Raw genomic sequence first — 22,395 nt, 5'->3', positions numbered from 1 at the left:
TATCTACTAACGCTGAGGATGGCATCGCTAACGCCAGCTTTGAAACACCGACGTTACTCGATTTCTGCAGAACCCCGGTCAGGGTCAGTTCGTTGTAGCGCGCCACGTCTTTAATTTCATGGCCATTCACGCGATACGGTACGGTATTCAGCACGCTGTTTTCTTTCACCACGCCACGTTGCAGCGCGGTCATCACCACCATCGGTTTCACGGTGGAGCCCGGTTCAAAGATGTCGGTAATCGCGCGGTTACGCATCACGTCTTTGGTGGTGCCGGACAGATTGTTTGGGTTGTAAGCTGGGCTGTTAGCCATCGCCAACACTTCACCGGTAGCCACATCTACCAGGACGGCAGTACCTGACTCCGCTTTGTTGAAAGCCACCGCATTGTTCAGCTCACGATAAACCAGCGCCTGCAGACGTTCGTCGATGCTCAGGGCCAGATTGTGAGCAGCACGACTGTCAACAGAGGAGATGTCTTCAATGACACGACCTTGACGGTCTTTACGTACGGTGCGCTCACCGGGTGAGCCAGTCAGCCATTTGTCGAAGCTTTTCTCAACGCCTTCAATGCCCTGGCCATCGATATTGGTGAAACCGATCAGGTGCGAGGTGACCTGACCTGCCGGATAGTAACGGCGGGACTCTTCACGCAGGAAGATGCCCGGCAGCTTCAGTTTCTTGATGTAATCGCCAATGGCGGGATTGACCTGGCGGGCCAGATAAACAAAGCGGCCTTTTGGATTGGCATTGACACGTGCAGCGAGCTGGTCCAGAGGAATAGACAGCGCGTCGGAGAGTGCTTTCCAGCGGCTATCCAGCGTAATACCGCCCTTATCGTGAAGTTCTTTCGGGTCAGCCCAGATAGCATTGACCGGTACGCTGACGGCCAGTGGGCGTCCTGCACGGTCGGTAATCATGCCCCGGGAAGTAGGAACAGCCTGCACGCGCAGAGAACGCATATCGCCTTCACGCACCAGCTTATCAGGATTGATCACCTGCAGATAAGCCACGCGGGAAAGCAGGCCAACCAGGCCGATAAAAATGCAGCCACACAACAACGCAAAACGCCAGCTTACAAAGCTGGCCTGATTCTCAGTGCGTTTTACCTTCTTGTTGCTTCCGGCTTTCATTCAGTCCCTTAAGGTTGTACCACGATGTTTTCCTGCGATGGATCGACATGCTGCATTTGCAGTTTTTCCGTTGCCGTCCTCTCAACCCGACTATGATCGCCGAGGGCATTCTCTTCCAGGATCAGGTTGCGCCATTCAATATCCAGCGCATCCCGCTCCAGCACTAACTGTTCGCGCTGTGCGGTAAGCAGGCGCGTTTTATGCGCCGTCGTCACCACAAAAACCGCTGAGATCAGCACAGCGACAGCGAGGATCACCGGAATTTTACCGTGGCGAAGAATATCGCCGCCGATAACGCCCGGTAAGCTATGCCGCTCGTTGCCAATCATGATGCCGTCCTCTCTGCAACGCGTAAGACAGAACTACGGGCCCTTGGGTTTTCTTTCACTTCCTCTTCACCTGGCATCATTTTGCCAAACGCTTTGAGGTGGCGGCCGCCCAGTTTAGCCAGCTGCGCTTCTGTCATCGGGATCCCGGCTGGAACCTGAGGTCCACGACTTTGTTCGCGCATAAAGCGTTTAACGATGCGGTCTTCCAGCGAATGGAAGCTGATCACCGATAAACGGCCTGCTGGCGCCAGCGCAGTCAGTGCGCCTTTCAACGCCTGCTCAATCTCTTCAAGTTCGCTATTCACCCAAATGCGGATCGCCTGGAAGCTGCGGGTTGCCGGGTGCTTAAACTTGTCTTTCACCGGCGTGGCGGCATAGATTACGTCCGCCAGTTCTTTGGTCCGAGTCATCGGCTGTTCGCGATTGCGTTCAACGATGGCGCGAGCAATACGCTTAGCAAAACGTTCTTCGCCAAAGGTCTTCAGCACAAAAGCGATGTCGCTCTCATCTGCCTGCAGTAACCATTGTGAAGCAGATTGTCCTTTGGTTGGGTCCATGCGCATGTCCAGCGGCCCATCACGCATAAAGGAGAATCCGCGTTCAGCATCATCCAGCTGCGGCGATGAGACGCCAAGATCCAGCAAAATCCCATCGATCTTCCCCGTCAGACCCAGCTCTTCGGCATAGTCAGCGAGGGCAGAAAAAGGGCCATGAATGATCTTGAAACGTGGGTCGGTGATCTCTGCTGCGGCGGCAATCGCCTGCGGATCGCGGTCTATGGCGTAGAGACGGCCTTGCTCTCCCAGTTGAGAGAGGATCAGGCGCGAATGTCCACCTCGTCCAAAGGTGCCATCGAAATAGATGCCGTCAGATTGAATGTTGAGGCCGTTTACCGCCTCATCTAACAGCACCGTGGTATGTTTGAAATTATCCTGCATAGCTATAGTGACAAATCCTGCAAACGCTCAGATAACGGTTCCTGAGTCGACTGCTCTGCGTCAATATCCTCCCTGACTTGTTGATACCAGGTCTGTTCATCCCACAGCTCAAACTTATTGAACTGTCCAACCAGCATCACTTCTTTGGTCAAATTCGCATGCTGACGTAGCGTTGTGGCTACCAGCAAACGACCTGCATTATCCATCTGACATTCGCTGGCATGTCCCAGTAACAGGCGCTGAACGCGGCGTTCGGCTGGGTTCATGCTCGATAAGCTAGCCAGTTTACGTTCAATAATTTCCCACTCGGGCAGGGTATAAAGCAGCAGGCACGGCTGGTGAAGGTCAATGGTACACACCATTTGCCCTTGTGATTCCCCGATCAGCGTTTCGCGATAGCGCGTAGGCACGGCGAGCCGTCCCTTGCTGTCAAGATTGACTAACGTTGCCCCACGGAACATGCCAGCCTCACCCTCCAGTTACCCCTGTTCACCACTTTACACCACAAATTCCCACCAAAGGAGTTTACGGAGCGAAGGAAAACATTGTCAAGGCGCAGCAGAGGTTGAAGAGAATTATTTCTGAGTCGGTTAAAACTGAGAGGAGTTAAAAATAACGCGGTCTGGTCAGGAATTTAAAAATAAACTAATGAATAGTGGCAGGAAATTCTGCGGTAAAATTAGATTGTTCAAAAATATGCCAGTTTTACGCCGTAAATTCTCTGCCCTCAACTTTGCGACGTGGGCGGCATTTTAGGGTATTTCCTAAGAGATTCCCACCTCAGTCGCGCTGCGCCTGAGCTTATGTCGCCTGGTTTATCCTAAATTTTTAATAATCAGGCAGATTTAGATAAATGATAAGCGGCGGCTGAGTCGCCTTTACTTTTATTTACGTGTCATCCGCTATCCAAAAACTCCAGACAATTTAGCCGTACTGAACGTCCGCTGGCTTTTTTAAAGAGTTCAAAATGGAAAAAGGCAGCCAGGCTGCCTTTTTATGTGGAAATGTTAACTAGCTTTACGGCTTAACCTGCCGCGCCGATAAAGGTTTCGCCGGATACGCGTTAATCCTGGCTTCGGTTTTCGCGGTTCATCCAGGCTCGCCAGCACCAGTTCCAGCACGCGTTCAGCCACGTCACGGTGACGCTGACCCACTGCAAGTACAGGACAATCAAGGAAATCCAGCAGTTCATGATCGCCGAAGGTGGCAATCGCAAGATTGCTGGGCAAGCGCCCCTCACGTTTCAGGGTCACGTCCATCACGCCCTGAAGCAGGCCAAAGGATGTGGTGAACAACGCGTCTGGCATAGCGTGCGTCTCCAGCCATTTTTCGAACATAGCAGCGGCCGCAGTGCGTTCAAAGCTGTTGGCATAGATATAGTCGATGGTCCGCTCATCCCCTTTCCAGGCATCCCGGAACCCCATCTCACGCAGGAAGCTGACCGATAACTCCGGTAACGCACCCATAAAGAGAATCGATTCTACCGGTTGCTTACGCAGTTCAGCTGCCAGCATTTCGGCATCATCCTGATCGGCACCCACCACGCTGGTGAAATGCTCGCGATCCAGCGCACGGTCAAGGGCGATGATCGGAAGCGGATCGTTGATCCAGCGTTGATAGAAAGGGTGCTCCGGTGGCAACGAGGTTGAAACGATGATCGCATCAACCTGACGCTGCAACAGATGCTCCACACAGCGCATTTCGTTGTCGGGCTGATCTTCAGAACAGGCAATCAGCAGCTGATATCCGCGTTGGCGGGCCTGACGTTCAAGGTAATTCGCGATACGCGTATAGCTGGTATTCTCCAAATCAGGAATAACCAGGCCTATTGAACGCGTTCGCCCCGCGCGAAGACCAGCAGCCACCGCGTTGGGATGGTAATTATGCTCGCGCACTACTGCCATGACCTTTTCTACTGTTTTGTCGCTGACACGATACTGCTTAGCTTTGCCGTTGATAACATAGCTGGCAGTCGTGCGCGAGACACCGGCCAGGCGCGCAATTTCATCCAGTTTCACAATAACCCCACGCTAGCACCGTGACGGCGCAGAAAATAGCCACGTCCCGGCTATGGATAAGAGATTTGTTACATCTAACAGCAGAACAGTTTAGCGAGCAACCGGTTTTAGTTCTGTGCGTCAGCTTTCAGACAAAAAATAAAAAACCCAGCATTACGCTGGGTTAGCAGAAGAGAGCGATAATCACCTGGCGCGATTAACGCATAATGCGGTCACCACGAGAAACGCCAACGATACCGGAACGGGCTACTTCAACAATTTCCGCGACTTCGCGCACGGTGTTGAGGAACGCATCCAGCTTATCGCTGGTGCCGGTAAGCTGAACCGTATAAAGCGAAGGTGTGACATCCACAATCTGCCCACGGAAAATTTCAGCACTGCGCTTCACTTCTTCGCGACCATAACCAGTCGCCTGAACTTTAACCAGCATCACTTCACGCTCAACGTAAGCGCCCTGACCTAATTCAGTGACTCGCAGCACGTCTACCAGCTTATGCAGCTGCTTTTCGATCTGCTCCAGCACTTTGGCATCGCCAACGGTCTGGATGGTCATCCGTGACAGCGTCGGGTCATCCGTTGGCGCTACGGTCAGACTTTCAATGTTGTAGCCGCGCTGGGAAAACAGGCCAACCACGCGGGACAATGCGCCGGATTCGTTTTCCAGCAGTACTGATAAAACACGACGCATAATTAAGTCCTCTCCGTTTTGCTAAGCCACATTTCGTCCATTCCGCCGCCGCGGATGTGCATCGGGTAGACGTGCTCGGTGCCATCGACGTTAACGTCGACAAACACCAGACGCCCTTTGCCTAACTCTTCCAGTGCCTGAGTCAGTTTGGCTTCCAGATCTTCCGGACGGCTGATGTTAATGCCGACATGACCGTAAGCTTCTGCCAGCTTGACAAAATCAGGCAGTGATTCCATATAAGACTGAGAGTGGCGACCTGAGTAAATCATGTCCTGCCACTGTTTCACCATGCCCAGCACGCGGTTGTTCAGGCTCAGTACCAATACCGGAAGATCGTACTGTAAGGCAGTAGACAGTTCCTGAATGTTCATCTGGATGCTGCCATCACCGGTGACACAAACCACAGTGGCTTCTGGCACCGCCAGCTTCACCCCCAGCGCCGCTGGCAGGCCGAAGCCCATCGTGCCGAGGCCGCCGGAGTTGATCCAGCGACGAGGCTTATCAAACTGATAGTAAAGCGCGGCGAACATCTGATGCTGGCCCACATCAGAAGTGACGTACGCTTCGCCATTGGTCAGACGACAGATAGTTTCGATAACCGCCTGCGGTTTGATCTGGTCACTCTTACGATCAAACTCCAGACACTGGCGGGAACGCCATTGATCGATACTCTGCCACCAGTCGCGAAGACTGTCGAAATCCTGCTGCTTATCGCCCTGCTCCATCAGTTCAAGCATCTGCGTCAGCACTTGCTTCGCATCGCCGACGATTGGCACATCTGCCGGCACGGTCTTCGAAATTGACGTTGGATCGATGTCGATATGCAGCACGGTGGCATTCGGGCAATATTTTGCCAGATTGTTGGTGGTGCGGTCATCAAAGCGCACGCCTACGGCGAAGATCACGTCAGCGTTATGCATGGTCATATTGGCTTCATAGGTGCCGTGCATTCCCAACATGCCCACGCTCTGCCGGTGCGTGCCAGGGAAAGCCCCTAAGCCCATCAGTGAACAGGTTACTGGCAGATTCAGTTTTTCGGCGATCTGACGAAGCTCCTCATCACAACCGGAATTCACCACGCCGCCACCGGCATAGATAACAGGCTGTTTAGCGGCCAGAAGCGTCTGTAAAGCGCGCTTAATCTGACCCTTGTGTCCCTGCGTCGTCGGGTGGTACGAACGCATACTGACTTCTTCAGGCCAGACATAAGGTAATTTGTTTGCCGGGTTCATCATGTCTTTTGGTAAATCGATGACCACCGGTCCTGGGCGTCCACTGGCTGCCAGCCAGAACGCCTTTTTCATGATGGTCGGGATATCTTCAGGCGACTTCACCATAAAGCTGTGCTTCACCACCGGGCGGGAAATCCCGACCATGTCGCACTCCTGGAAAGCGTCGTAACCAATCAGTGAAGAAGGTACCTGACCGGAGAGCACAACCATCGGGATGGAGTCCATATAAGCAGTGGCGATACCGGTGATAGCATTGGTTGCGCCTGGGCCGGAGGTGACCAGCACCACGCCCACTTCGCCTGTTGAGCGAGCGTAACCGTCCGCCATATGGACCGCGCCCTGCTCGTGACGTACCAGTATATGATCGATTCCGCCTACGGTTTGTAGCGCGTCATAGATATCAAGTACTGCCCCGCCGGGGTAGCCGAATACATGTTTAACGCCCTGATCGATCAACGATCGGACGACCATCTCGGCTCCTGACAACATCTCCATTTTTGCCTCCAGGCTTTTAAGGTGCTGAATTATCTTTTACCCCGCAATCCGTCAGTGAAAAAGAGACGAGCGGGCAGATAAGGTCAAAACCTGTGTTTATGCAAAGACGCTGGAAATCATTTCCAGAATCCAGGTACAGGGTGAATCCCTGGCTATTTTTATGCGTTGATGGACGTACCATAACCGTAGAAAAGTTGGCAGGCAAACCTCTGATCTCCGGTTTTACAGAATACCAGGCCCGCAAGGCACTACCGCCAATGGCGACTTGTCGACAAATACACTGACCAAAGGCTGAAAGAAAAGCGGTTTGTCCTGGTAGGGAATTCTTTTGCAGTGCGATCGTTTTGTTATCGAAACACCTGTAGGCTGAATTCAAGCTCACCTGTTCAAACATCGCGCCTAATTTAGTTTAATCTGCTGCCAGTATTTAACTTTCAAACATAATTATCTGAAGAAAATCCCCTTACCCGTGGCAGTAACCCATAAGTTTTTCCTATGCAAGTCATTGATTAACCACTTTTTTAAACACCTCTGTTCTGCGAATTATCCGTGCGCCATCCCTGTTGATAAATATCATCTTTACCCCTCCTTCCTTTTTGTTCTGCGCACAGGCGTCACGTCAGAATATCTTTCCTGAGCCACTTTGCCCGCAGCCGTTATAACCTTACGGCTAAGGTTGACATCGCCCCCGCAAATCAAGTATCAATAAGGGAACAGCAAATTTATGAGGTCTGAAGACATGATTCGTACCGCTCGCCTACTCGGTCTACTACTAAACGCATCCCAATTGCGCGGTAGACTTGTGGGCGAAGAAATGAATCAGTGATTCAGGCTTACAAACCTAAAGAACCCGCGCCGATGCGCGGGTTTTTTTATGCTCGTAGCACTGGTAAAGCAAACACGACAAGGAATATCCCGATGAGCCAACAAGTTATTATTTTCGATACCACTCTGCGTGATGGCGAACAGGCCTTACAGGCCAGCCTGAGTGTGAAAGAAAAGCTGCAGATCGCCTTCGCGCTGGAGCGCATGGGTGTGGACGTGATGGAAGTGGGTTTCCCAATTTCTTCCCCTGGTGATTTTGAATCCGTCCAGACCATTGCGCGTCAGATCAAAAACAGTCGTGTTTGCGCCCTCGCCCGCTGCGTAGAGAAAGATATTGATGCCGCTTATGAAGCTCTGCGCGTCGCTGAGGCTTACCGCATCCATACCTTCCTGGCTACTTCGCCAATGCACATCGCCACAAAATTGCGCAGTACGCTGCCAGAGGTGATTGAGCGTGCCGTCACCATGGTGAAACGCGCCCGTAACTATACCAACGACGTTGAGTTTTCCTGTGAAGATGGTGGACGTACGCCGATTGATGATCTGTGCCGCGTAGTGGAAGCCGCAATCAATGCAGGCGCTACCACCATCAACATCCCGGATACCGTCGGCTACACGCTGCCGGAAGAGTACAGCAACATCTTCGCTCAGCTGCGCAACCGCGTGCCGAACATCGATAAAGCCATTCTGTCTGTGCATACCCATGACGATTTGGGCATGGCAACAGGCAATGCGATTGCCGCCATCCAGGCTGGCGCTCGCCAGGTTGAGGGGACCATCAACGGACTGGGCGAACGTGCCGGTAACTGTGCGCTGGAAGAAGTGATCATGGCGATCAAAACCCGCAGCCAGTTGATGAAGGTGAACACCAACATCAATCACCATGAAATCTACCGTACCAGCCAGATGGTCAGCCAGATTTGTAATATGCCTATCCCGGCTAACAAAGCCGTGGTCGGCACTGGCGCCTTCGCCCACTCTTCTGGTATCCACCAGGACGGCGTGCTGAAGAACCGCGAAAACTACGAAATCATGACCCCGGAATCGATCGGTCTGAATAAAATTCAGCTGAACCTGACGTCCCGCTCCGGGCGTGCCGCCGTGAAACACCGCATGGATGAGATGGGTTATAAAGAAAACGACTACAACCTGGATAATCTGTACGACGCCTTCCTGAAGCTGGCTGATAAGAAAGGCCAGGTGTTCGACTACGATTTGGAAGCGCTGGCGTTCATCAACAAGCAGAACGAAGAGCCGGAATATTTCCGTCTGGATTACTTCAGCGTGCAGTCAGGCTCCAGCGTGATGGCTACCGCCTCAGTCAAACTGGCCTGCGGTGAAGAAGTGAAATCCGAAGCGGCAACCGGTAATGGCCCGGTCGACGCGGTTTATCAGGCTGTTAACCGCATTACCGACTTTGATGCCGAACTGGTTTCCTATCAGCTCACGGCAAAAGGCCACGGGAAAGATGCGCTGGGTCAGGTTGATATCGTGGTGAAATATAACGACCGCAAATTCCACGGTGTAGGTCTGGCCACGGATATCGTTGAGTCTTCTGCTAAAGCGATGATCAACGCCCTAAACAACATCTGGCGCTCCCGTCAGGTTGAGCAGGAACTGCAGCGCAAATCTCAAACCAACGATCATAAGGAAGTGGTGTAATCATGGCGGATACTTACCATATTGCCGTGTTGCCAGGTGATGGCATCGGCCCGGAAGTGATGGCTCAGGCGAACAAAGTGCTGACTGCCGTTCGTGAGCGCTTCAATCTGAGCATCACCACCAGCGACTATGACGTTGGCGGAATTGCGATTGATCGCCACGGCGAACCGCTGCCTGCGGCTACCGTTACCGGTTGTGAACAGGCCGACGCGATCCTGTTTGGTTCAGTCGGTGGCCCAAAATGGGAACACCTTCCACCAGCCGAGCAGCCAGAACGCGGCGCACTGCTGCCTTTGCGTAAGCACTTCAAACTGTTCAGCAACCTGCGCCCGGCCAGCCTGCATAAAGAGCTTGAGGCGTTCTGCCCACTGCGCAGTGATATCGCGGCTAAAGGGTTTGATATCCTGGTGGTGCGTGAGCTGACCGGCGGCATCTATTTCGGCCAGCCGAAGGGCCGTGAAGGCAGCGGCCAGCACGAGCGCGCTTTCGATACCGAGGTGTATCACCGATTTGAGATTGAGCGCATTGCCCGTATTGCTTTTGAATCAGCGCGTAAACGTCGTAACAAAGTGACTTCAATCGACAAAGCCAACGTGTTGCAATCCTCCATCCTGTGGCGCCAGATAGTTAATGAAGTGGCGCAGGATTACCCGGACGTAGAGCTGTGTCATATGTATATCGATAACGCCACCATGCAGCTGATCAAAGAGCCGTCGCAGTTCGACGTGATGCTTTGCTCCAACCTGTTTGGCGATATCCTTTCTGATGAGTGTGCGATGATCACCGGCTCGATGGGCATGTTGCCTTCTGCCAGCCTGAACGAGCAGGGTTTTGGCCTGTTTGAACCGGCAGGCGGGTCGGCCCCGGATATCGCAGGCAAAAACATTGCCAACCCGATTGCCCAAATCCTTTCTCTGTCGCTGCTGCTGCGCTTCAGCCTGAATGCAGCAGAAGCCGCCGATGCGATTGAACAAGCCATCAGCCGTGCACTGGCTGAAGGTCACCGCACGGGCGATTTAGCCGGTGGCGGCAAGTCCATCGGCACTGAGGAAATGGGTACAATTATTGCCCGGTACATTCGCGAAGCCTGATGATGAAAACATTATACGAGAAGCTGTTTGATGCGCATCTGGTGCACGATGCACCAGGAGAGACGCCGCTGCTGTATATCGACCGGCACCTGGTGCATGAAGTGACGTCAGCGCAGGCCTTTGATGGCCTGCGTGCCCACAACCGACCGGTGCGCCAACCGTCCAAGACCTTCGCTACGATGGATCACAACGTCTCTACTCAGACCCGTGATATCAATGCTAGCGGTGAGATGGCACGTATCCAGATGTCGATGCTGATCAAAAACTGTGAAGCCTTCGGCGTGCGTTTGTATGACCTCAAGCACCCTTTCCAGGGCATCGTGCATGTGATTGGTCCTGAACAGGGCTTGTCCCTGCCTGGCATGACTATCGTCTGTGGCGACTCGCATACTTCCACCCACGGAGCTTTTGGCGCGCTGGCTTTTGGTATCGGCACATCTGAAGTTGAGCATGTCCTGGCGACGCAGACGCTGAAGCAGTCCCGTGCGAAAACCATGAAGATTGAAGTCATTGGTCAAACGGCAGCAGGCATCACCGCTAAAGACATTGCGCTGGCGATCATTGGCAAGACCGGCAGCGGTGGCGGCAATGGCCATGTGGTTGAATTCTGTGGCCCGGCGGTAGAACAGCTGAGCATGGAAGGCCGCATGACGCTGTGCAATATGGCGATTGAACTGGGGGCTAAAGCGGGCCTGGTTGCGCCGGATGACACCACCTTTGCGTATTCCAAAGGTCGCCAGTTTGCACCGAAAGGGGCTGAATGGGATGAGGCTGTGGCTTACTGGCGAACGCTGAAATCCGACAGCGGCGCGAAGTTTGACAAAGTGGTCACCTTAAATGCGGCTGACATCGCACCGCAGGTGACCTGGGGAACCAACCCAGGCCAGGTAATTGCCATTAACGACTTGATTCCCGATCCGGCCTCTTTCAGCGATCCGGTTGAGCGCGCCTCAGCGGAGAAAGCGCTGGCCTATATGGATCTGAAGCCTGGCATCAGGCTGACCGATGTGAAGATCGACAAAGTCTTTATTGGTTCCTGCACTAACTCACGCATTGAAGATCTGCGAGCGGCGGCTTCGGTAGTCAAAGGCCATAAAATCGCGCCCGGCGTTCAGGCCTATGTCGTGCCGGGTTCCGGGCCGGTAAAAGCTCAGGCTGAAGAGGAAGGACTGGATAAAATCTTCCTGGAGGCAGGTTTTGAATGGCGTCTGCCTGGCTGCTCGATGTGTCTGGCCATGAATAACGACCGCCTGAACCCGGGTGAGCGTTGCGCCTCCACCAGCAACCGTAACTTTGAAGGTCGTCAGGGTCGCGGTGGCCGTACGCACTTGCTGAGCCCTGCTATGGCTGCGGCGGCTGCAGTGGCGGGCCATTTTGCTGACATCCGCGAACTGATTTAAAGAGGCTGTATGGCGAAGAAATTTACCCAACATACCGGCATCGTGGTGCCGATGGATGCGGCCAACGTCGATACCGATGCGATCATCCCCAAGCAGTTTCTGCAGATGGTGACGCGCACCGGTTTTGGTCGCAACCTGTTTTATGACTGGCGTTACAGCGATGCCGAAGGGCAGATCCCCAACCCGGACTTCGTGCTGAACAAGCCCGAGTTTAGCGGCGCCAGCATTATGCTGACGCGGGAAAACTTTGGCTGTGGCTCATCCCGTGAACATGCGCCCTGGGCGCTGACTGACTATGGGATCCAGGCGATTGTCGGCAGTGATTTTGCCGATATCTTTGCCAATAACTCGTTTAACAATCAGCTGTTGCTGGTGTCGTTAAGTGAGGAAGAAGTCGAAGAGTTGTTCCAACTGGTTGCCAGCCAGCCAGGCGTGGCTATCACGGTTGATCTGGAAAAACAGCAGGTCGTAGCCGGTGAGAAACACTATGCGTTCAGCATTGACAGTTTCCGCCGTCACTGCCTGATTAACGGGCTGGATAACATAGGCCTGACGCTGCAGCATGACGCCGAAATCTCGGCTTATGAGCAGACCCAGCCAGCATTTTTACGCTAGTTTTTTATCAGCGGGCGGAAGCACTTCCGCCCGTTACTCCTCACACATCCTTCACCCTGGCCGACATCACCAACGCGCCAATTGACAGCACCAGCGCCGCCCAGTAAACCGAATAATGGCCAAAGGTTTCTGCTAACGCGCCTTGTATTACGCCAGCCAGAATCACTCCCGTCGAAATACTGTTAGTAAATAGCGTCGTTGCTGCGCCTGGTCTTCCCGGCATCAGGTCCTGGAAATAAAGCATGCCAATCCCGGCGACGATGCCGATAAAGATGGCATTGAAGATCTGCAACGCCATCAGGGCGGTTTTGGAGTGAAACACCACCAGCCCCAGATAGAATACCGTTCCGGACGCGACCGCAAACAGCATCATATTACGTTTACCGAAGCGCTTCACGTAATGCCCTGCCAGCAACATGGCCGGAATCTCTAACCCGGCCGCCACGCCCATCAACAACCCGGCCAGCTTGTCCGGAAGGCCCAATACGCTGCTGATATACAGCGGCATATCAATGATATACATGGTATTGCAGGTCCACATCAGCAGCGATGCCAAAAACAGCAGCCGCACATCTTTATTCTTCCACGCGCTGATTTGGGTGATCACCACTTCAGGCGGCTGTTCAACGCGGGGAACGGAAGGAAGAGCAAACCAGATCAGCGCAACGCAGACCACAAACAGCCCGGCAGCAATTAAAAACATGGTGGTGAAGCCGTAATTCAGCGCCAGCGCAAAAGACAACGGCGGCCCGACAACCCAGGCAAGCGACAGTTGGGCACGCATCACCGAACTGAACATCACCACTTCCCGCGCAGAGCTGTCGGCATATTCGCGAGCAAGGGCGAAGATTTGCGGCATCGACACGCTTGCCAGCGCGGAGAGCAAGACACCAAAGGTGATCAGCGTCAGATAGTCCCGGTTAAAGGCAAAGATCAGCGCATTACCTATCGCCATCACACAGCAAAACAGGATCAGCATGCGGCGGTCGCCCCGGTTGTCCGAGCGCTTTGCCAACAGAATGCTGACGGCGATACCGGCTATCGCATTGAGGGTATAAAACAAGCCTACCCAGAAGGGACGTACGGCAACTTCACGGGTCAGGAACAGACTGAGAGTCGGTGCCTGTAACGCACCAGCCACGCCAACCATAAACGACACGGCCATAAAAGCGACGTAAACGGGATTGATGCGGCGGCGACGCGTGAGAAGCGATTTCATGCCTGATCCTTGAAAGAAATGGTCGCCACAAGTGTGGATCGACAAACAGCAAGCATAGAAGAAAACACGGACCAGCGAAAAAAGCCAGCAGGGTTAGCCGCTGGCTGGTGAAAAGCACCTTACTCAGAATCAACGATGTCAGAGCGCATTCAAAGAATGTCTCCCGCTCTTTCATCTGCGGGCATTATCGACCTAATATAAAGAAGAAAAAACAGACGGCTTTTCCACAAGGGTTCCTCTTTTATGTCTTCTGCCCGCTTACAACAACAGTTCATCCGCCTGTGGCAGTGCTGCGAAGGCCAGCCGCAGGAGACCACGCTCAATGAGTTGGCCGTGCAATTGAGCTGCTCCAGACGGCATATGCGTAACCTGCTTAATGGGATGCAGGAACAGGGCTGGCTGGAATGGCAGGCAGAATCCGGAAGAGGAAAACGATCGAAGCTCAGCTTCCATTATACGGGTCTGGCACTCCAGCAGCAGCGGGCTGTGGAGCTGCTGGAGAACGACCGTATCGATCAGCTGGTGCAGCTGGTTGGCGATAAAAATGCGGTCAGACAGATGCTGATCTCGCATCTGGGCAGGAGTTTCCGTCAGGGAAAACACATTCTCCGCGTGCTTTATTATCGTTCGCTTATGAATCTGTTACCCGGCACGCCGCTTCGTCGTTCTGAAACCCACCTTGCCCGCCAGATTTTCAGCAGCCTGACGCGCATAAATGAGGAAAACGGGGAAATCGAAGCCGATATCGCCCACCACTGGCAACAACTTTCTCCCTTGCACTGGCGGTTCTATCTGCGTCCGGCAATCCACTTTCATCATGGTCGTGAACTGCAGATGGCCGACATCATCAGCACGCTTGAAGGACTGAAGCCGCAGCCTCTGTTTTCCCATTTTGATCGCATTGACTCCTCGGCACCCTGGACGCTGGATATTCATCTGCATCAGCCTGATAACTGGCTTCCCTGGCTGCTGGGCAGCGTCAGTACCATGATCCTGCCAAAAGAGTGGCCCAGCCTGCCGGACTTCGCCCGCCAGCCAATTGGCACCGGCCCTTATGCGGTGGTACGCAATCAGAGCACTCAACTCAGGATCCAGGCTTTTGATGACTATTTTGGCTACCGGGCGCTGATTGATGAAGTGAATATTTGGGTACTTCCGGAAATCAGCGATGAGCTGGTTTATTCCGGAGTAAAGCTGGAAGGGAAAGGCCTGGAAGAAAAATCAGAAGAGAGTCGGCTGGAAGAAGGCTGTTATTTCCTGCTGTTTGATCAGCGGTCTGAGCTGGGGCGTGACGAGCAAATCCGGCGCTGGGTCAGCATGCTGTTTAACCCGATCGCCTTACTGAATCATGCCGGTATTGGCTATCAACGTTACTGGTTCCCGGCTTATGGTCTGTTGCCGCGTTGGCACCATCGCCGCGATATGGCCACCAGCAAGAAGCCCGAAGGGCTGACTTCTCTCACGCTGACCTGGTATAACGATCACGTTGAGCATCAGGGTATTGCCAATGCGTTGCGCCCTATTCTGGCCGAGCAAGGCGTGGAGCTGATCGCTCAGCAGGTGGATTATGACGTCTGGCACCGTGGCGAAGCCGAAAGCGATATCTGGCTTGGGAGTGCCAACTTCACCCTGCCGCTGGAATTTTCCTTGTTTGCGCTGCTGTACGAAATTCCGCTGGTGCAGCATTGCATCACGCTGGACTGGGAAAAAGACGCGCAGCTTTGGCGTGAGCAGAAGCTGCCGCTGGCGGACTGGAGCAAACAGCTGATCAACACCTGGACGCTTCACCCGCTGTTCCATCACTGGCTGCTGCTGGAAGGTCAACGCAGTATGCGCGGCGTCAGAATGAATACGCTCGGCTGGTTTGATTTTAAATCTGCCTGGTTCGCGCCTGACGAAGCATGATGCTTTCGTTACAGCGCGGAAGTCACTAGAATAGGCCGTTCTCAACGGGGTGCGTTCGCGGTGTTCCACTGCCAACGCTGAGACAAACCCGTCGAACCTGATCCGGATAATGCCGGCGTAGGGATTTGAGACTGTCCAGATTGCTCAGATCCTTTGCGACCCCCTAACTTTCAAGGAACGCAAAGTGTTAAAAAAAGTTCTGCCTCTGCTGATCCTCAGCACCTTCCCTGCTTTTGCGGCTAAACCCGTCCTGACTGTGTACACCTACGACTCTTTTTCCGCTGACTGGGGCCCTGGCCCGGCCATCAAAAAAGCGTTTGAAGCTGACTGCGGCTGCGAACTGAAATACGTGGCGCTGGAAGATGGCGTCTCGTTGCTTAACCGTCTGCGGATGGAAGGCAAAAACAGCAAAGCTGATGTGGTGCTTGGCCTTGATAACAATCTGCTGGATGCGGCTGAGAAAACCGGCCTGTTCGCACAAAGTAAGGTGGACACCAGCAAGGTCACCGTCCCAGGCGGCTGGAGCGATAAGACCTTTGTGCCTTATGACTACGGCTGGTTTGCCTTTGTTTACGACAAAACCAAACTGCAAAACCCACCCAAGAGTCTGAAAGAGCTGGTCAACAGCGATAAGCCACTGAAGATTATCTACGAAGACCCGCGCACCAGTACGCCGGGCCTTGGTCTGCTGCTGTGGATGCAGAAAGTATTTGGCGACCAGGCACCGGAAGCCTGGCAAAAGCTGGCTAAGAAAACGGTCACCGTCACCAAAGGCTGGAGCGAAGCGTACGGGCTCTTCCTGAAGGGGGAAGGCGACATGGTGCTGAGCTACACCACCTCTCCGGCTTATCACCTGATTGAAGAGAAGAAATCACAGTATGCTGCCGCCAACTTCAGCGAAGGTCATTACCTTCAGGTGGAAGTTGCCGGACAGCTGAAGGCGAGTAAGCAGCCGGAACTGGCGCAGAAGTTTATGAAATTCATGCTGGATAAACCCTTCCAGGACAGCATCCCTACCGGCAACTGGATGTATCCAGTGGTTAAAAGCACGCTGCCAGCCGGGTTTGATACCCTCACCGTGCCAGCCACCTCGCTACAATACACGCCACAGGAAGTCGCCAGTCAACGCAGCCAATGGATCAGTACATGGCAACGCGCCGTCAGCCGCTGATTGCTGGCCCGTTAGTGCCCGGCGCGCTGGCAGCCACGCTGCTGGTCGTCGTGGCCCTGACGGCCTTCAGCGCGTTATGGCTTAGTGCTCCGGAGATCCACTGGCTGGATCTCTGGCAGGATGATTATCTGTGGCACGTTCTGCGCTTCTCCTTCTGGCAGGCGTTTCTCTCCGCCGTACTGGCGGTTGGGCCAGCCATTCCACTTGCGCGGGCGCTGTATCGTCGGCGTTTCCCCGGCAGAGACACGCTGTTAAGACTCTGCGCGATGACGCTGGTGTTGCCGGTGTTAGTCGCTGTCTTTGGCATACTCAGCGTCTATGGCCGGACTGGTTGGCTGGCCGACCTCTGCACGCTTCTGGGCGTTCCCTATACCTTCACCCCTTATGGGTTGCAGGGTATTTTGCTGGCCCACGTCTTCTTCAACCTGCCGCTGGCCGCTCGTCTGCTGCTGCAGGCGCTGGAACAGATCCCTGGCGAGCAGCGCCAACTCGCGGCACAGCTTGGCTTGCGGGGCTGGAACCATTTCGTGATAGTCGAATGGCCTTGGCTGCGGCGGCAAATTCTGCCTGCGGGTGCGCTGATCTTTATGCTTTGTTTTGCCAGTTTCGCCACGGTGCTCTCGCTGGGCGGCGGGCCAAAAGCCACCACCATCGAACTGGCAATATTCCAGGCCCTGAACTTTGATTACGATCCTGGACGCGCCGCTTTGCTGGCGATGCTCCAAATGATCTGCTGCCTGGGGCTGGTGATGTTTAGCCAGTGGCTTAGCAAAGCGCTGCCTTCAGGCACGGCAAGCATCAACGGGTGGCGAAATCCTGAGGACTGCTGGCCAGCAAAAGCCTGGGATGCACTGCTGATCCTTTGCGCGCTGGTGTTACTGCTGCCTCCACTGCTGGCGGTCATTGTCGATGGAGTGAATCAGGGCCTGCCAGCCGTATTGCGGCAACCGGCCCTCTGGCAGGCAACCTTTACCTCTTTACGTATTGCGCTTGGCGCTGGCTTGCTCTGCGTGATCCTGACCGTCATGCTGTTGTGGAGCAGTCGTGAACTGCGCCTTCGGCAGCGTGTTTTTCTCGGACAGTCCATTGAGCTGAGCGGCATGTTGATTCTGGCGATGCCGGGCATTGTGCTGGCGACCGGCTTCTTTCTGTTGCTGAATGCCACCGTCGGCCTGCCGGACTCCGCCGATGGCATCGTCATATTCACCAACGCACTGATGGCGATTCCTTACGCCATGAAGGTGCTGGAAAACCCGCTGCGTGATATTGCCGAGCGCTATAACAGGCTCTGTCTGTCGCTGGATATTCGCGGCTGGAACCGTTTCACACTGATAGAGTTACGCGCGTTAAAGCGCCCTGTTGCTCAGGCGCTGGCTTTTGCCTGCGTGCTGTCGATTGGCGATTTTGGTGTGGTGGCGCTGTTTGGTAATGAAAATTTCCGCACGCTGCCCTTTTATCTGTACCAACAGATTGGCTCATACCGCAGCGAAGAGGGCGCGGTAACGGCCCTGCTGCTACTGCTGCTCTGTTTCCTTTTGTTCACCCTGATTGAAAAACTGCCGGGACGCCATGCTGACGCTGACTAATCTGACTTACCTTTATAACCATTTGCCGATGCGTTTTTCACTCAGCATGCAGGCAGGGGAAAGGTTGGCGATCCTTGGCCCAAGCGGCGCGGGGAAAAGTACCTTGCTGAGTCTGGTCGCCGGTTTTCTCACCCTAAACAGCGGCAGCTTGCAGCTGAATGGCGAAGATCACAGCCATACGCCGCCTGCGAAGCGGCCGGTCTCCATGCTGTTCCAGGAGAACAATCTTTTCCCGCATTTGACGGTGGTGCAGAATATCGGCCTTGGCCTGCACCCCGGGCTGAAGCTGAATCATCAGCAGAAGCAGGCATTGCAGGAAATCGCCCGAAGGGTTGGGCTGGAAGCCTTTCTGGATCGCCTGCCTTCACAGCTCTCCGGTGGGCAAAGACAGCGTGCGGCGCTGGCTCGCTGCCTGGTTCGTCAGCACCCGCTGCTGTTACTGGATGAACCCTTTTCCGCACTGGATCCGGCGCTGCGTAAAGAGATGCTGCAACTGGTCGATGAAGTCTGTCTGGAGAGGAATATCACCCTGCTGATGGTGTCGCACAGTATTGAGGATGCCGCGCGAATAGCGCCACGCAGCCTGTTGATTGTTGAGGGTCGGGTTTACTGGGATGGCAGCACCGAAGTGCTGCTGAACGGAGAAGTCCCTGAAGCCGCGGTGCTGGGCATCAGTGTCCGATAAAGACCTGCCACAGCAGATGACGGAACACCGGCATCATCGGGTGGAACTGCAAGGCCACAAAACTGGCGATGGCAATAACGAGGGTCAACGGAGCCAGCCAGCGCAGGCGGCTTAACGGCAGATAAGCCGTTGCCCAGTCGGCCTGTTTTTTCGACCGCAGCCAGCGCCAGCCCAGCCAGCATCCCAGCCAGACCAACAACGCCACGGCCAATAGCAGCCATTTGAACATGCTGCTGCTGGCATCTTTCGGCACATCAATGGCCACGCCAGCCAGAATACCAGGCAGCAGATACAGCGGTGGCCAGAGCACGCAGCCAATGATATTCGGCGGAATAAACTTCCTGACCGGCAGTTCGAGCATCCCCGCCACCAGCGGGATCAGCGGACGTGTAGGCCCAACAAAGCGCCCAACAATGATGGTAAACATGCTGTGCTGATGCAGCGCATGCTCGGTTTTATCCATCAGCCCCTGATGCTTTTTAATAAAGGACCATCGGTGCAGCGGCCCTTTGAATTGCCAACCAATGAGATAGGAAACCCAGTCGCCAACCAAACAGCCAATGGTGCCCGCCAGCCAGGCCGGATAGAGGCCAATCTGCCCGCTGCCAATCAGTGCGCCAAACGAAGCCATTAAAACAGTGCCCGGCAACAGCAGACCGACCAGTGCCAGAGATTCAAAAAAAGTGATCAGCCCCACAGCCAGCAACGACCAGGCCAGTGATTGCGTTATAAGATGTTGCAGCCAGGCTTCCATACTTTCCACATTCTGTTTTGATTGAGGTCGGATTGTCCTGAGACGCCCGTACTGCGTCAAGGCCTGTTTTGTATGAACTCATTGATGGCAGGCTGATTAAGACTATTGCCAGCCCAGGCGGGACGGCAACCGCCGTTTACTCTGGCTGAGCACATTCTCTGCTCATCAAGCTATACTGTATAAATAAACATGCTATTCTTGAGCAAAGAATCAACTTAAAGGGTTTCAGGTGAACGATGCACGCGCAGGCTTCCTGCTTACTCGCCACTGGCGGGACACGCCCTCAGGCACCGAAGTGGTGCTTTGGCTGGCCACGGACAGTGGCCCGCAGAGAGTGGTGCTTCCTCCACAGGAATCCGTCGCGTTCATTCCACAAGAGTATCAGGCACAGGCTGAGGCATTACTTAAACAGGAACGCCACTTCCGCTTTGCGCCGCTGGAGCTGAAAGACTTCCGTCATCGTCCGGTGGTTGGCTTGTATTGTCGTCAGTATCGCCAGTTACAAAAGCTGGAGAAGCTGCTGCGCGAGAATGGCGTAATGGTCTATGAAGCGGACGTAAGGCCTCCGGAGCGTTATCTGATGGAGCGCTTTATCACTTCTCCCGTCTGGTTTAGCGGCCAGCCCGCCGGAAACAGCCTGATCAACACCCGACTGAAGCCCAATCCCGACTACCGGCCGCCGCTGAAGTGGGTTTCTCTGGATATTGAAACGACGCGCCACGGCGAACTGTACTGCATCGGTCTTGAAGGCTGCGGGCAACGAGATGTCTATATGCTGGGTCCGGAGAACGGTGATGCCAGCCAGCTGGACTTCAATCTGGAATATGTTTCCAGCCGGCCACAGCTGCTGGAAAAACTGAATGCCTGGTTTGTGCAGCACGATCCCGACGTATTAATTGGCTGGAACGTGGTGCAATTTGACCTGCGCGTGCTGCAAAAACACGCCGACCGTTATGGCATTCCTCTAAAACTTGGACGCAACAATGAGCCGTTGGAGTGGCGTGAGCACGGCTTTAAGCCCGGCGTGTTCTTCGCTCAGGCAACCGGCAGGCTGATCGTGGATGGCATTGAGGCGTTGAAATCGGCGTTCTGGAACTTCGCCTCTTTCAGTCTTGAAGCGGTCTCACGGGAACTGCTGGGGGAAGGCAAAGCCATCAACAATCCCTGGGACAGAATGCAGGAGATCGATCAACGCTTTGCAGAAGACAAACCCGCCCTCGCCCTTTACAACCTGAAGGACTGCGAGTTAGTCACCCGCATTTTCCAGCACACTCAGCTGATGCCGTTTCTGCTGGAACGCTCAACGGTTAACGGCCTGGCTGTCGATCGCCACGGTGGATCAGTTGCGGCATTCGGCCACCTTTATTTACCTCGTATGCACCGCGCTGGTTTTGTCGCGCCTGGGCTGGGGGAAGTCGCCCCCGAAGCCAGCCCCGGCGGCTATGTGATGGACTCCACCCCGGGCCTGTATGATTCGGTGCTGGTGCTGGATTATAAAAGCCTGTATCCGGCGATCATCCGCACCTTTCTGATCGATCCCGTTGGGTTGGTAGAAGGTCTTGCCCACCCGGATGACCAGGATTCTGTCAGTGGATTCAAGGGCGCGCGTTTCTCCCGAACCACGCACTGCCTGCCTGAAATCGTTAATCAAATCTGGCAGGGCCGTGAAGCCGCCAAAAAAGAGGGCAATAAACCGCTTTCGCAGGCGCTGAAAATCATCATGAATGCCTTCTATGGCGTATTGGGCACCAGCGCCTGCCGCTTTTTTGATCCCCGTCTGGCCTCCTCCATCACGCTGCGCGGCCATGAAATCATGCGGCAAACCAAAGAGCTGGTTGAAGCCGAAGGCTACGACGTGATTTACGGCGATACCGATTCGACCTTTGTCTGGCTGAAAAAGCCTCACGATCAGCCGTCTGCTAACGCCATTGGTCAACAGCTGGTAGAGAAGGTCAATGCCTGGTGGAAGCACCATTTGCAGCAGGAATTTGGCCTTGATAGCGCGCTGGAGCTGGAGTTTGAAACCCATTTCAGCCGTTTTCTGATGCCCACTATTCGTGGAGCCGAGCAAGGCAGCAAAAAACGCTATGCCGGGCTGATCTGCGAAGGCGAAACGGAACGCATGGTGTTTAAGGGGCTGGAAACCGTTCGCACCGACTGGACGCCGCTGGCCAAGAACTTCCAGCAGGAACTTTATCGGCGCATTTTTAAAAAACTGCCTTACCGGGATTATATCCTTGAAACCGTGCGGCAATTGCTGGATGGCGAGCTCGATGAACAGCTGATTTACGGCAAAAGGTTACGTCGCCCGCTGAATGATTATCAGCGTAATGTGCCGCCACATGTCCGCGCAGCAAGGATTGCGGACGAACAGAATGAGAAGCTGGGCCGTCCTCTGCTTTACCAGAACGGCGGAAAAATTCGCTATGTGATGGCCACGTCCGGCCCGGAGCCTCTGGAAGCGCGTATCACTCCTCTAGACTACGATCATTACCTGACAAAGCAGCTCCAGCCGGTGGCTGAGGGGATTTTACCCTTCCTCCAGGATGACTTTGCTACACTGGTTACAGGTCAGTTGGGTCTTTTTTGACAGGTGACGAACGCGTCGCCATCCAGTACCATAGCGCCCTTCCTGATGATTAGAATTTTC

Annotated in this window: 19 protein-coding genes and 1 riboswitch; of the genes, 9 read left to right on the top strand and 10 right to left on the bottom strand. The window is 54.3% G+C overall.

The features are described 5' to 3' along the window. The 8 genes from ftsI to WCC56_RS13860 form a co-directional block, all read right to left on the bottom strand. The coding region (ftsI, locus tag WCC56_RS13895; RefSeq protein WP_424692944.1) for a peptidoglycan glycosyltransferase FtsI at nucleotides 1–1,132 on the bottom strand (1,132 nt) is incomplete at its 3' end. Between the two features lie 8 nt (nucleotides 1,133–1,140). Beyond that, nucleotides 1,141–1,461 carry a cell division protein FtsL gene (ftsL, locus tag WCC56_RS13890; protein WP_424692943.1) on the bottom strand — a complete coding sequence of 107 codons (321 nt, stop codon included), beginning with the start codon at nucleotides 1,459–1,461 and terminating at the stop codon, nucleotides 1,141–1,143. Beyond that, nucleotides 1,458–2,399: a 16S rRNA (cytosine(1402)-N(4))-methyltransferase RsmH gene (gene rsmH, locus WCC56_RS13885; RefSeq protein WP_424692942.1), complete on the bottom strand. Its 942-nt coding sequence runs from the start codon at nucleotides 2,397–2,399 to the stop codon at nucleotides 1,458–1,460. The genes ftsL and rsmH overlap by 4 nt, the downstream gene beginning before the upstream one ends. A 2-nt stretch (nucleotides 2,400–2,401) precedes the next feature. Then, on the bottom strand, nucleotides 2,402–2,860 hold the full coding sequence (gene mraZ, locus WCC56_RS13880) for a division/cell wall cluster transcriptional repressor MraZ (RefSeq protein ID WP_424692941.1): 459 nt from the start codon (nucleotides 2,858–2,860) through the stop codon (nucleotides 2,402–2,404). 546 nt (nucleotides 2,861–3,406) lie between these two features. Further along, the gene (gene cra, locus WCC56_RS13875; protein ID WP_424692940.1) at nucleotides 3,407–4,417 is read right to left on the bottom strand and encodes a catabolite repressor/activator; all 1,011 of its coding nucleotides are present in this window, start codon (nucleotides 4,415–4,417) and stop codon (nucleotides 3,407–3,409) included. A gap of 196 nt (nucleotides 4,418–4,613) precedes the next feature. Beyond that, complete coding sequence (gene ilvN, locus WCC56_RS13870) at nucleotides 4,614–5,105, bottom strand: acetolactate synthase small subunit (RefSeq protein WP_013200745.1); 492 nt, start codon at nucleotides 5,103–5,105, stop codon at nucleotides 4,614–4,616. A gap of 2 nt (nucleotides 5,106–5,107) precedes the next feature. Further along, nucleotides 5,108–6,832, bottom strand: coding sequence for an acetolactate synthase 3 large subunit (gene ilvI, locus WCC56_RS13865; RefSeq protein ID WP_424692939.1), 1,725 nt, complete (start codon nucleotides 6,830–6,832; stop codon nucleotides 5,108–5,110). Nucleotides 6,833–6,848: 16 nt separating this feature from the next. Beyond that, nucleotides 6,849–7,208 (bottom strand): hypothetical protein, encoded by a 360-nt coding sequence (locus WCC56_RS13860; protein ID WP_424692938.1) that lies wholly within the window; start codon nucleotides 7,206–7,208, stop codon nucleotides 6,849–6,851. A 542-nt stretch (nucleotides 7,209–7,750) separates the two neighbouring features. Between WCC56_RS13860 and leuA the strand changes: the two genes are divergently transcribed. From leuA to leuD, 4 genes are read left to right on the top strand one after another with little or no spacing between them, the layout of a single operon-like run. Next, nucleotides 7,751–9,319, top strand: a complete 1,569-nt coding sequence (gene leuA, locus WCC56_RS13855; protein WP_424692937.1) for a 2-isopropylmalate synthase — start codon at nucleotides 7,751–7,753, stop codon at nucleotides 9,317–9,319. Between the two features lie 2 nt (nucleotides 9,320–9,321). Beyond that, a complete protein-coding gene (leuB, locus tag WCC56_RS13850; RefSeq protein ID WP_424692936.1) occupies nucleotides 9,322–10,410 on the top strand; it encodes a 3-isopropylmalate dehydrogenase in 1,089 nt (362 codons plus the stop codon). 2 nt (nucleotides 10,411–10,412) lie between these two features. Next, nucleotides 10,413–11,810, top strand: a complete 1,398-nt coding sequence (gene leuC, locus WCC56_RS13845) for a 3-isopropylmalate dehydratase large subunit (protein WP_424692946.1) — start codon at nucleotides 10,413–10,415, stop codon at nucleotides 11,808–11,810. Between the two features lie 9 nt (nucleotides 11,811–11,819). Beyond that, nucleotides 11,820–12,425 (top strand): 3-isopropylmalate dehydratase small subunit, encoded by a 606-nt coding sequence (gene leuD, locus WCC56_RS13840; RefSeq protein WP_424692935.1) that lies wholly within the window; start codon nucleotides 11,820–11,822, stop codon nucleotides 12,423–12,425. A gap of 40 nt (nucleotides 12,426–12,465) precedes the next feature. On the opposite strand, the gene WCC56_RS13835 is transcribed toward leuD, so the two are convergent. Further along, nucleotides 12,466–13,644 (bottom strand): sugar efflux transporter, encoded by a 1,179-nt coding sequence (locus tag WCC56_RS13835; RefSeq protein ID WP_424692934.1) that lies wholly within the window; start codon nucleotides 13,642–13,644, stop codon nucleotides 12,466–12,468. Between the two features lie 243 nt (nucleotides 13,645–13,887). Here WCC56_RS13835 and sgrR point away from each other — a divergent pair, with 243 nt between their 5' ends. The 4 genes from sgrR to thiQ all read left to right on the top strand — a co-directional run bounded on the left by sgrR (nucleotide 13,888) and on the right by thiQ (nucleotide 18,991). Continuing rightward, the gene (gene sgrR, locus WCC56_RS13830; RefSeq protein ID WP_424692933.1) at nucleotides 13,888–15,549 is read left to right on the top strand and encodes an HTH-type transcriptional regulator SgrR; all 1,662 of its coding nucleotides are present in this window, start codon (nucleotides 13,888–13,890) and stop codon (nucleotides 15,547–15,549) included. Nucleotides 15,550–15,584: 35 nt separating this feature from the next. Further along, a riboswitch (TPP riboswitch) is annotated at nucleotides 15,585–15,691 on the top strand. A gap of 42 nt (nucleotides 15,692–15,733) precedes the next feature. Beyond that, nucleotides 15,734–16,720, top strand: coding sequence for a thiamine ABC transporter substrate binding subunit (gene thiB / locus WCC56_RS13825; RefSeq protein ID WP_424692932.1), 987 nt, complete (start codon nucleotides 15,734–15,736; stop codon nucleotides 16,718–16,720). Next, the gene (gene thiP, locus WCC56_RS13820) at nucleotides 16,696–18,306 is read left to right on the top strand and encodes a thiamine/thiamine pyrophosphate ABC transporter permease ThiP (RefSeq protein ID WP_424692931.1); all 1,611 of its coding nucleotides are present in this window, start codon (nucleotides 16,696–16,698) and stop codon (nucleotides 18,304–18,306) included. The genes thiB and thiP overlap by 25 nt, the downstream gene beginning before the upstream one ends. Continuing rightward, nucleotides 18,290–18,991 (top strand): thiamine ABC transporter ATP-binding protein ThiQ, encoded by a 702-nt coding sequence (gene thiQ / locus WCC56_RS13815; protein WP_424692930.1) that lies wholly within the window; start codon nucleotides 18,290–18,292, stop codon nucleotides 18,989–18,991. The genes thiP and thiQ overlap by 17 nt, the downstream gene beginning before the upstream one ends. On the opposite strand, the gene WCC56_RS13810 is transcribed toward thiQ, so the two are convergent. Further along, a complete protein-coding gene (locus tag WCC56_RS13810; RefSeq protein ID WP_424692929.1) occupies nucleotides 18,978–19,745 on the bottom strand; it encodes a DedA family protein in 768 nt (255 codons plus the stop codon). The genes thiQ and WCC56_RS13810 overlap by 14 nt on opposite strands. Nucleotides 19,746–19,974: 229 nt before the next feature. On the opposite strand from WCC56_RS13810, the gene polB reads away from it, so the two are divergent. Next, complete coding sequence (polB, locus tag WCC56_RS13805) at nucleotides 19,975–22,335, top strand: DNA polymerase II (RefSeq protein ID WP_424692928.1); 2,361 nt, start codon at nucleotides 19,975–19,977, stop codon at nucleotides 22,333–22,335. Nucleotides 22,336–22,395: the final 60 nt, after the last annotated feature.

Origin of the sequence: Erwinia sp., assembly GCF_049696395.1 — a bacterium.
GTDB lineage: Bacteria > Pseudomonadota > Gammaproteobacteria > Enterobacterales > Enterobacteriaceae > Erwinia.
Note: the sequence above shows the minus strand (reverse complement) of the source record. Positions and strands in the feature narration are given on the sequence as shown.

Coding starts and splice junctions, on each gene's coding strand:
- ftsL (WP_424692943.1), bottom strand. CDS start 1,461: ATGATTGGCAACGAGCGGCATAGCTTACCGGGCGTTATCGGCGGCGAT.
- rsmH (WP_424692942.1), bottom strand. CDS start 2,399: ATGCAGGATAATTTCAAACATACCACGGTGCTGTTAGATGAGGCGGTA.
- mraZ (WP_424692941.1), bottom strand. CDS start 2,860: ATGTTCCGTGGGGCAACGTTAGTCAATCTTGACAGCAAGGGACGGCTC.
- ilvN (WP_013200745.1), bottom strand. CDS start 5,105: ATGCGTCGTGTTTTATCAGTACTGCTGGAAAACGAATCCGGCGCATTG.
- ilvI (WP_424692939.1), bottom strand. CDS start 6,832: ATGGAGATGTTGTCAGGAGCCGAGATGGTCGTCCGATCGTTGATCGAT.
- leuA (WP_424692937.1), top strand. CDS start 7,751: ATGAGCCAACAAGTTATTATTTTCGATACCACTCTGCGTGATGGCGAA.
- leuB (WP_424692936.1), top strand. CDS start 9,322: ATGGCGGATACTTACCATATTGCCGTGTTGCCAGGTGATGGCATCGGC.
- leuC (WP_424692946.1), top strand. CDS start 10,413: ATGAAAACATTATACGAGAAGCTGTTTGATGCGCATCTGGTGCACGAT.
- leuD (WP_424692935.1), top strand. CDS start 11,820: ATGGCGAAGAAATTTACCCAACATACCGGCATCGTGGTGCCGATGGAT.
- WCC56_RS13835 (WP_424692934.1), bottom strand. CDS start 13,644: ATGAAATCGCTTCTCACGCGTCGCCGCCGCATCAATCCCGTTTACGTC.
- sgrR (WP_424692933.1), top strand. CDS start 13,888: ATGTCTTCTGCCCGCTTACAACAACAGTTCATCCGCCTGTGGCAGTGC.
- thiP (WP_424692931.1), top strand. CDS start 16,696: ATGGCAACGCGCCGTCAGCCGCTGATTGCTGGCCCGTTAGTGCCCGGC.
- thiQ (WP_424692930.1), top strand. CDS start 18,290: ATGCTGACGCTGACTAATCTGACTTACCTTTATAACCATTTGCCGATG.
- WCC56_RS13810 (WP_424692929.1), bottom strand. CDS start 19,745: ATGGAAGCCTGGCTGCAACATCTTATAACGCAATCACTGGCCTGGTCG.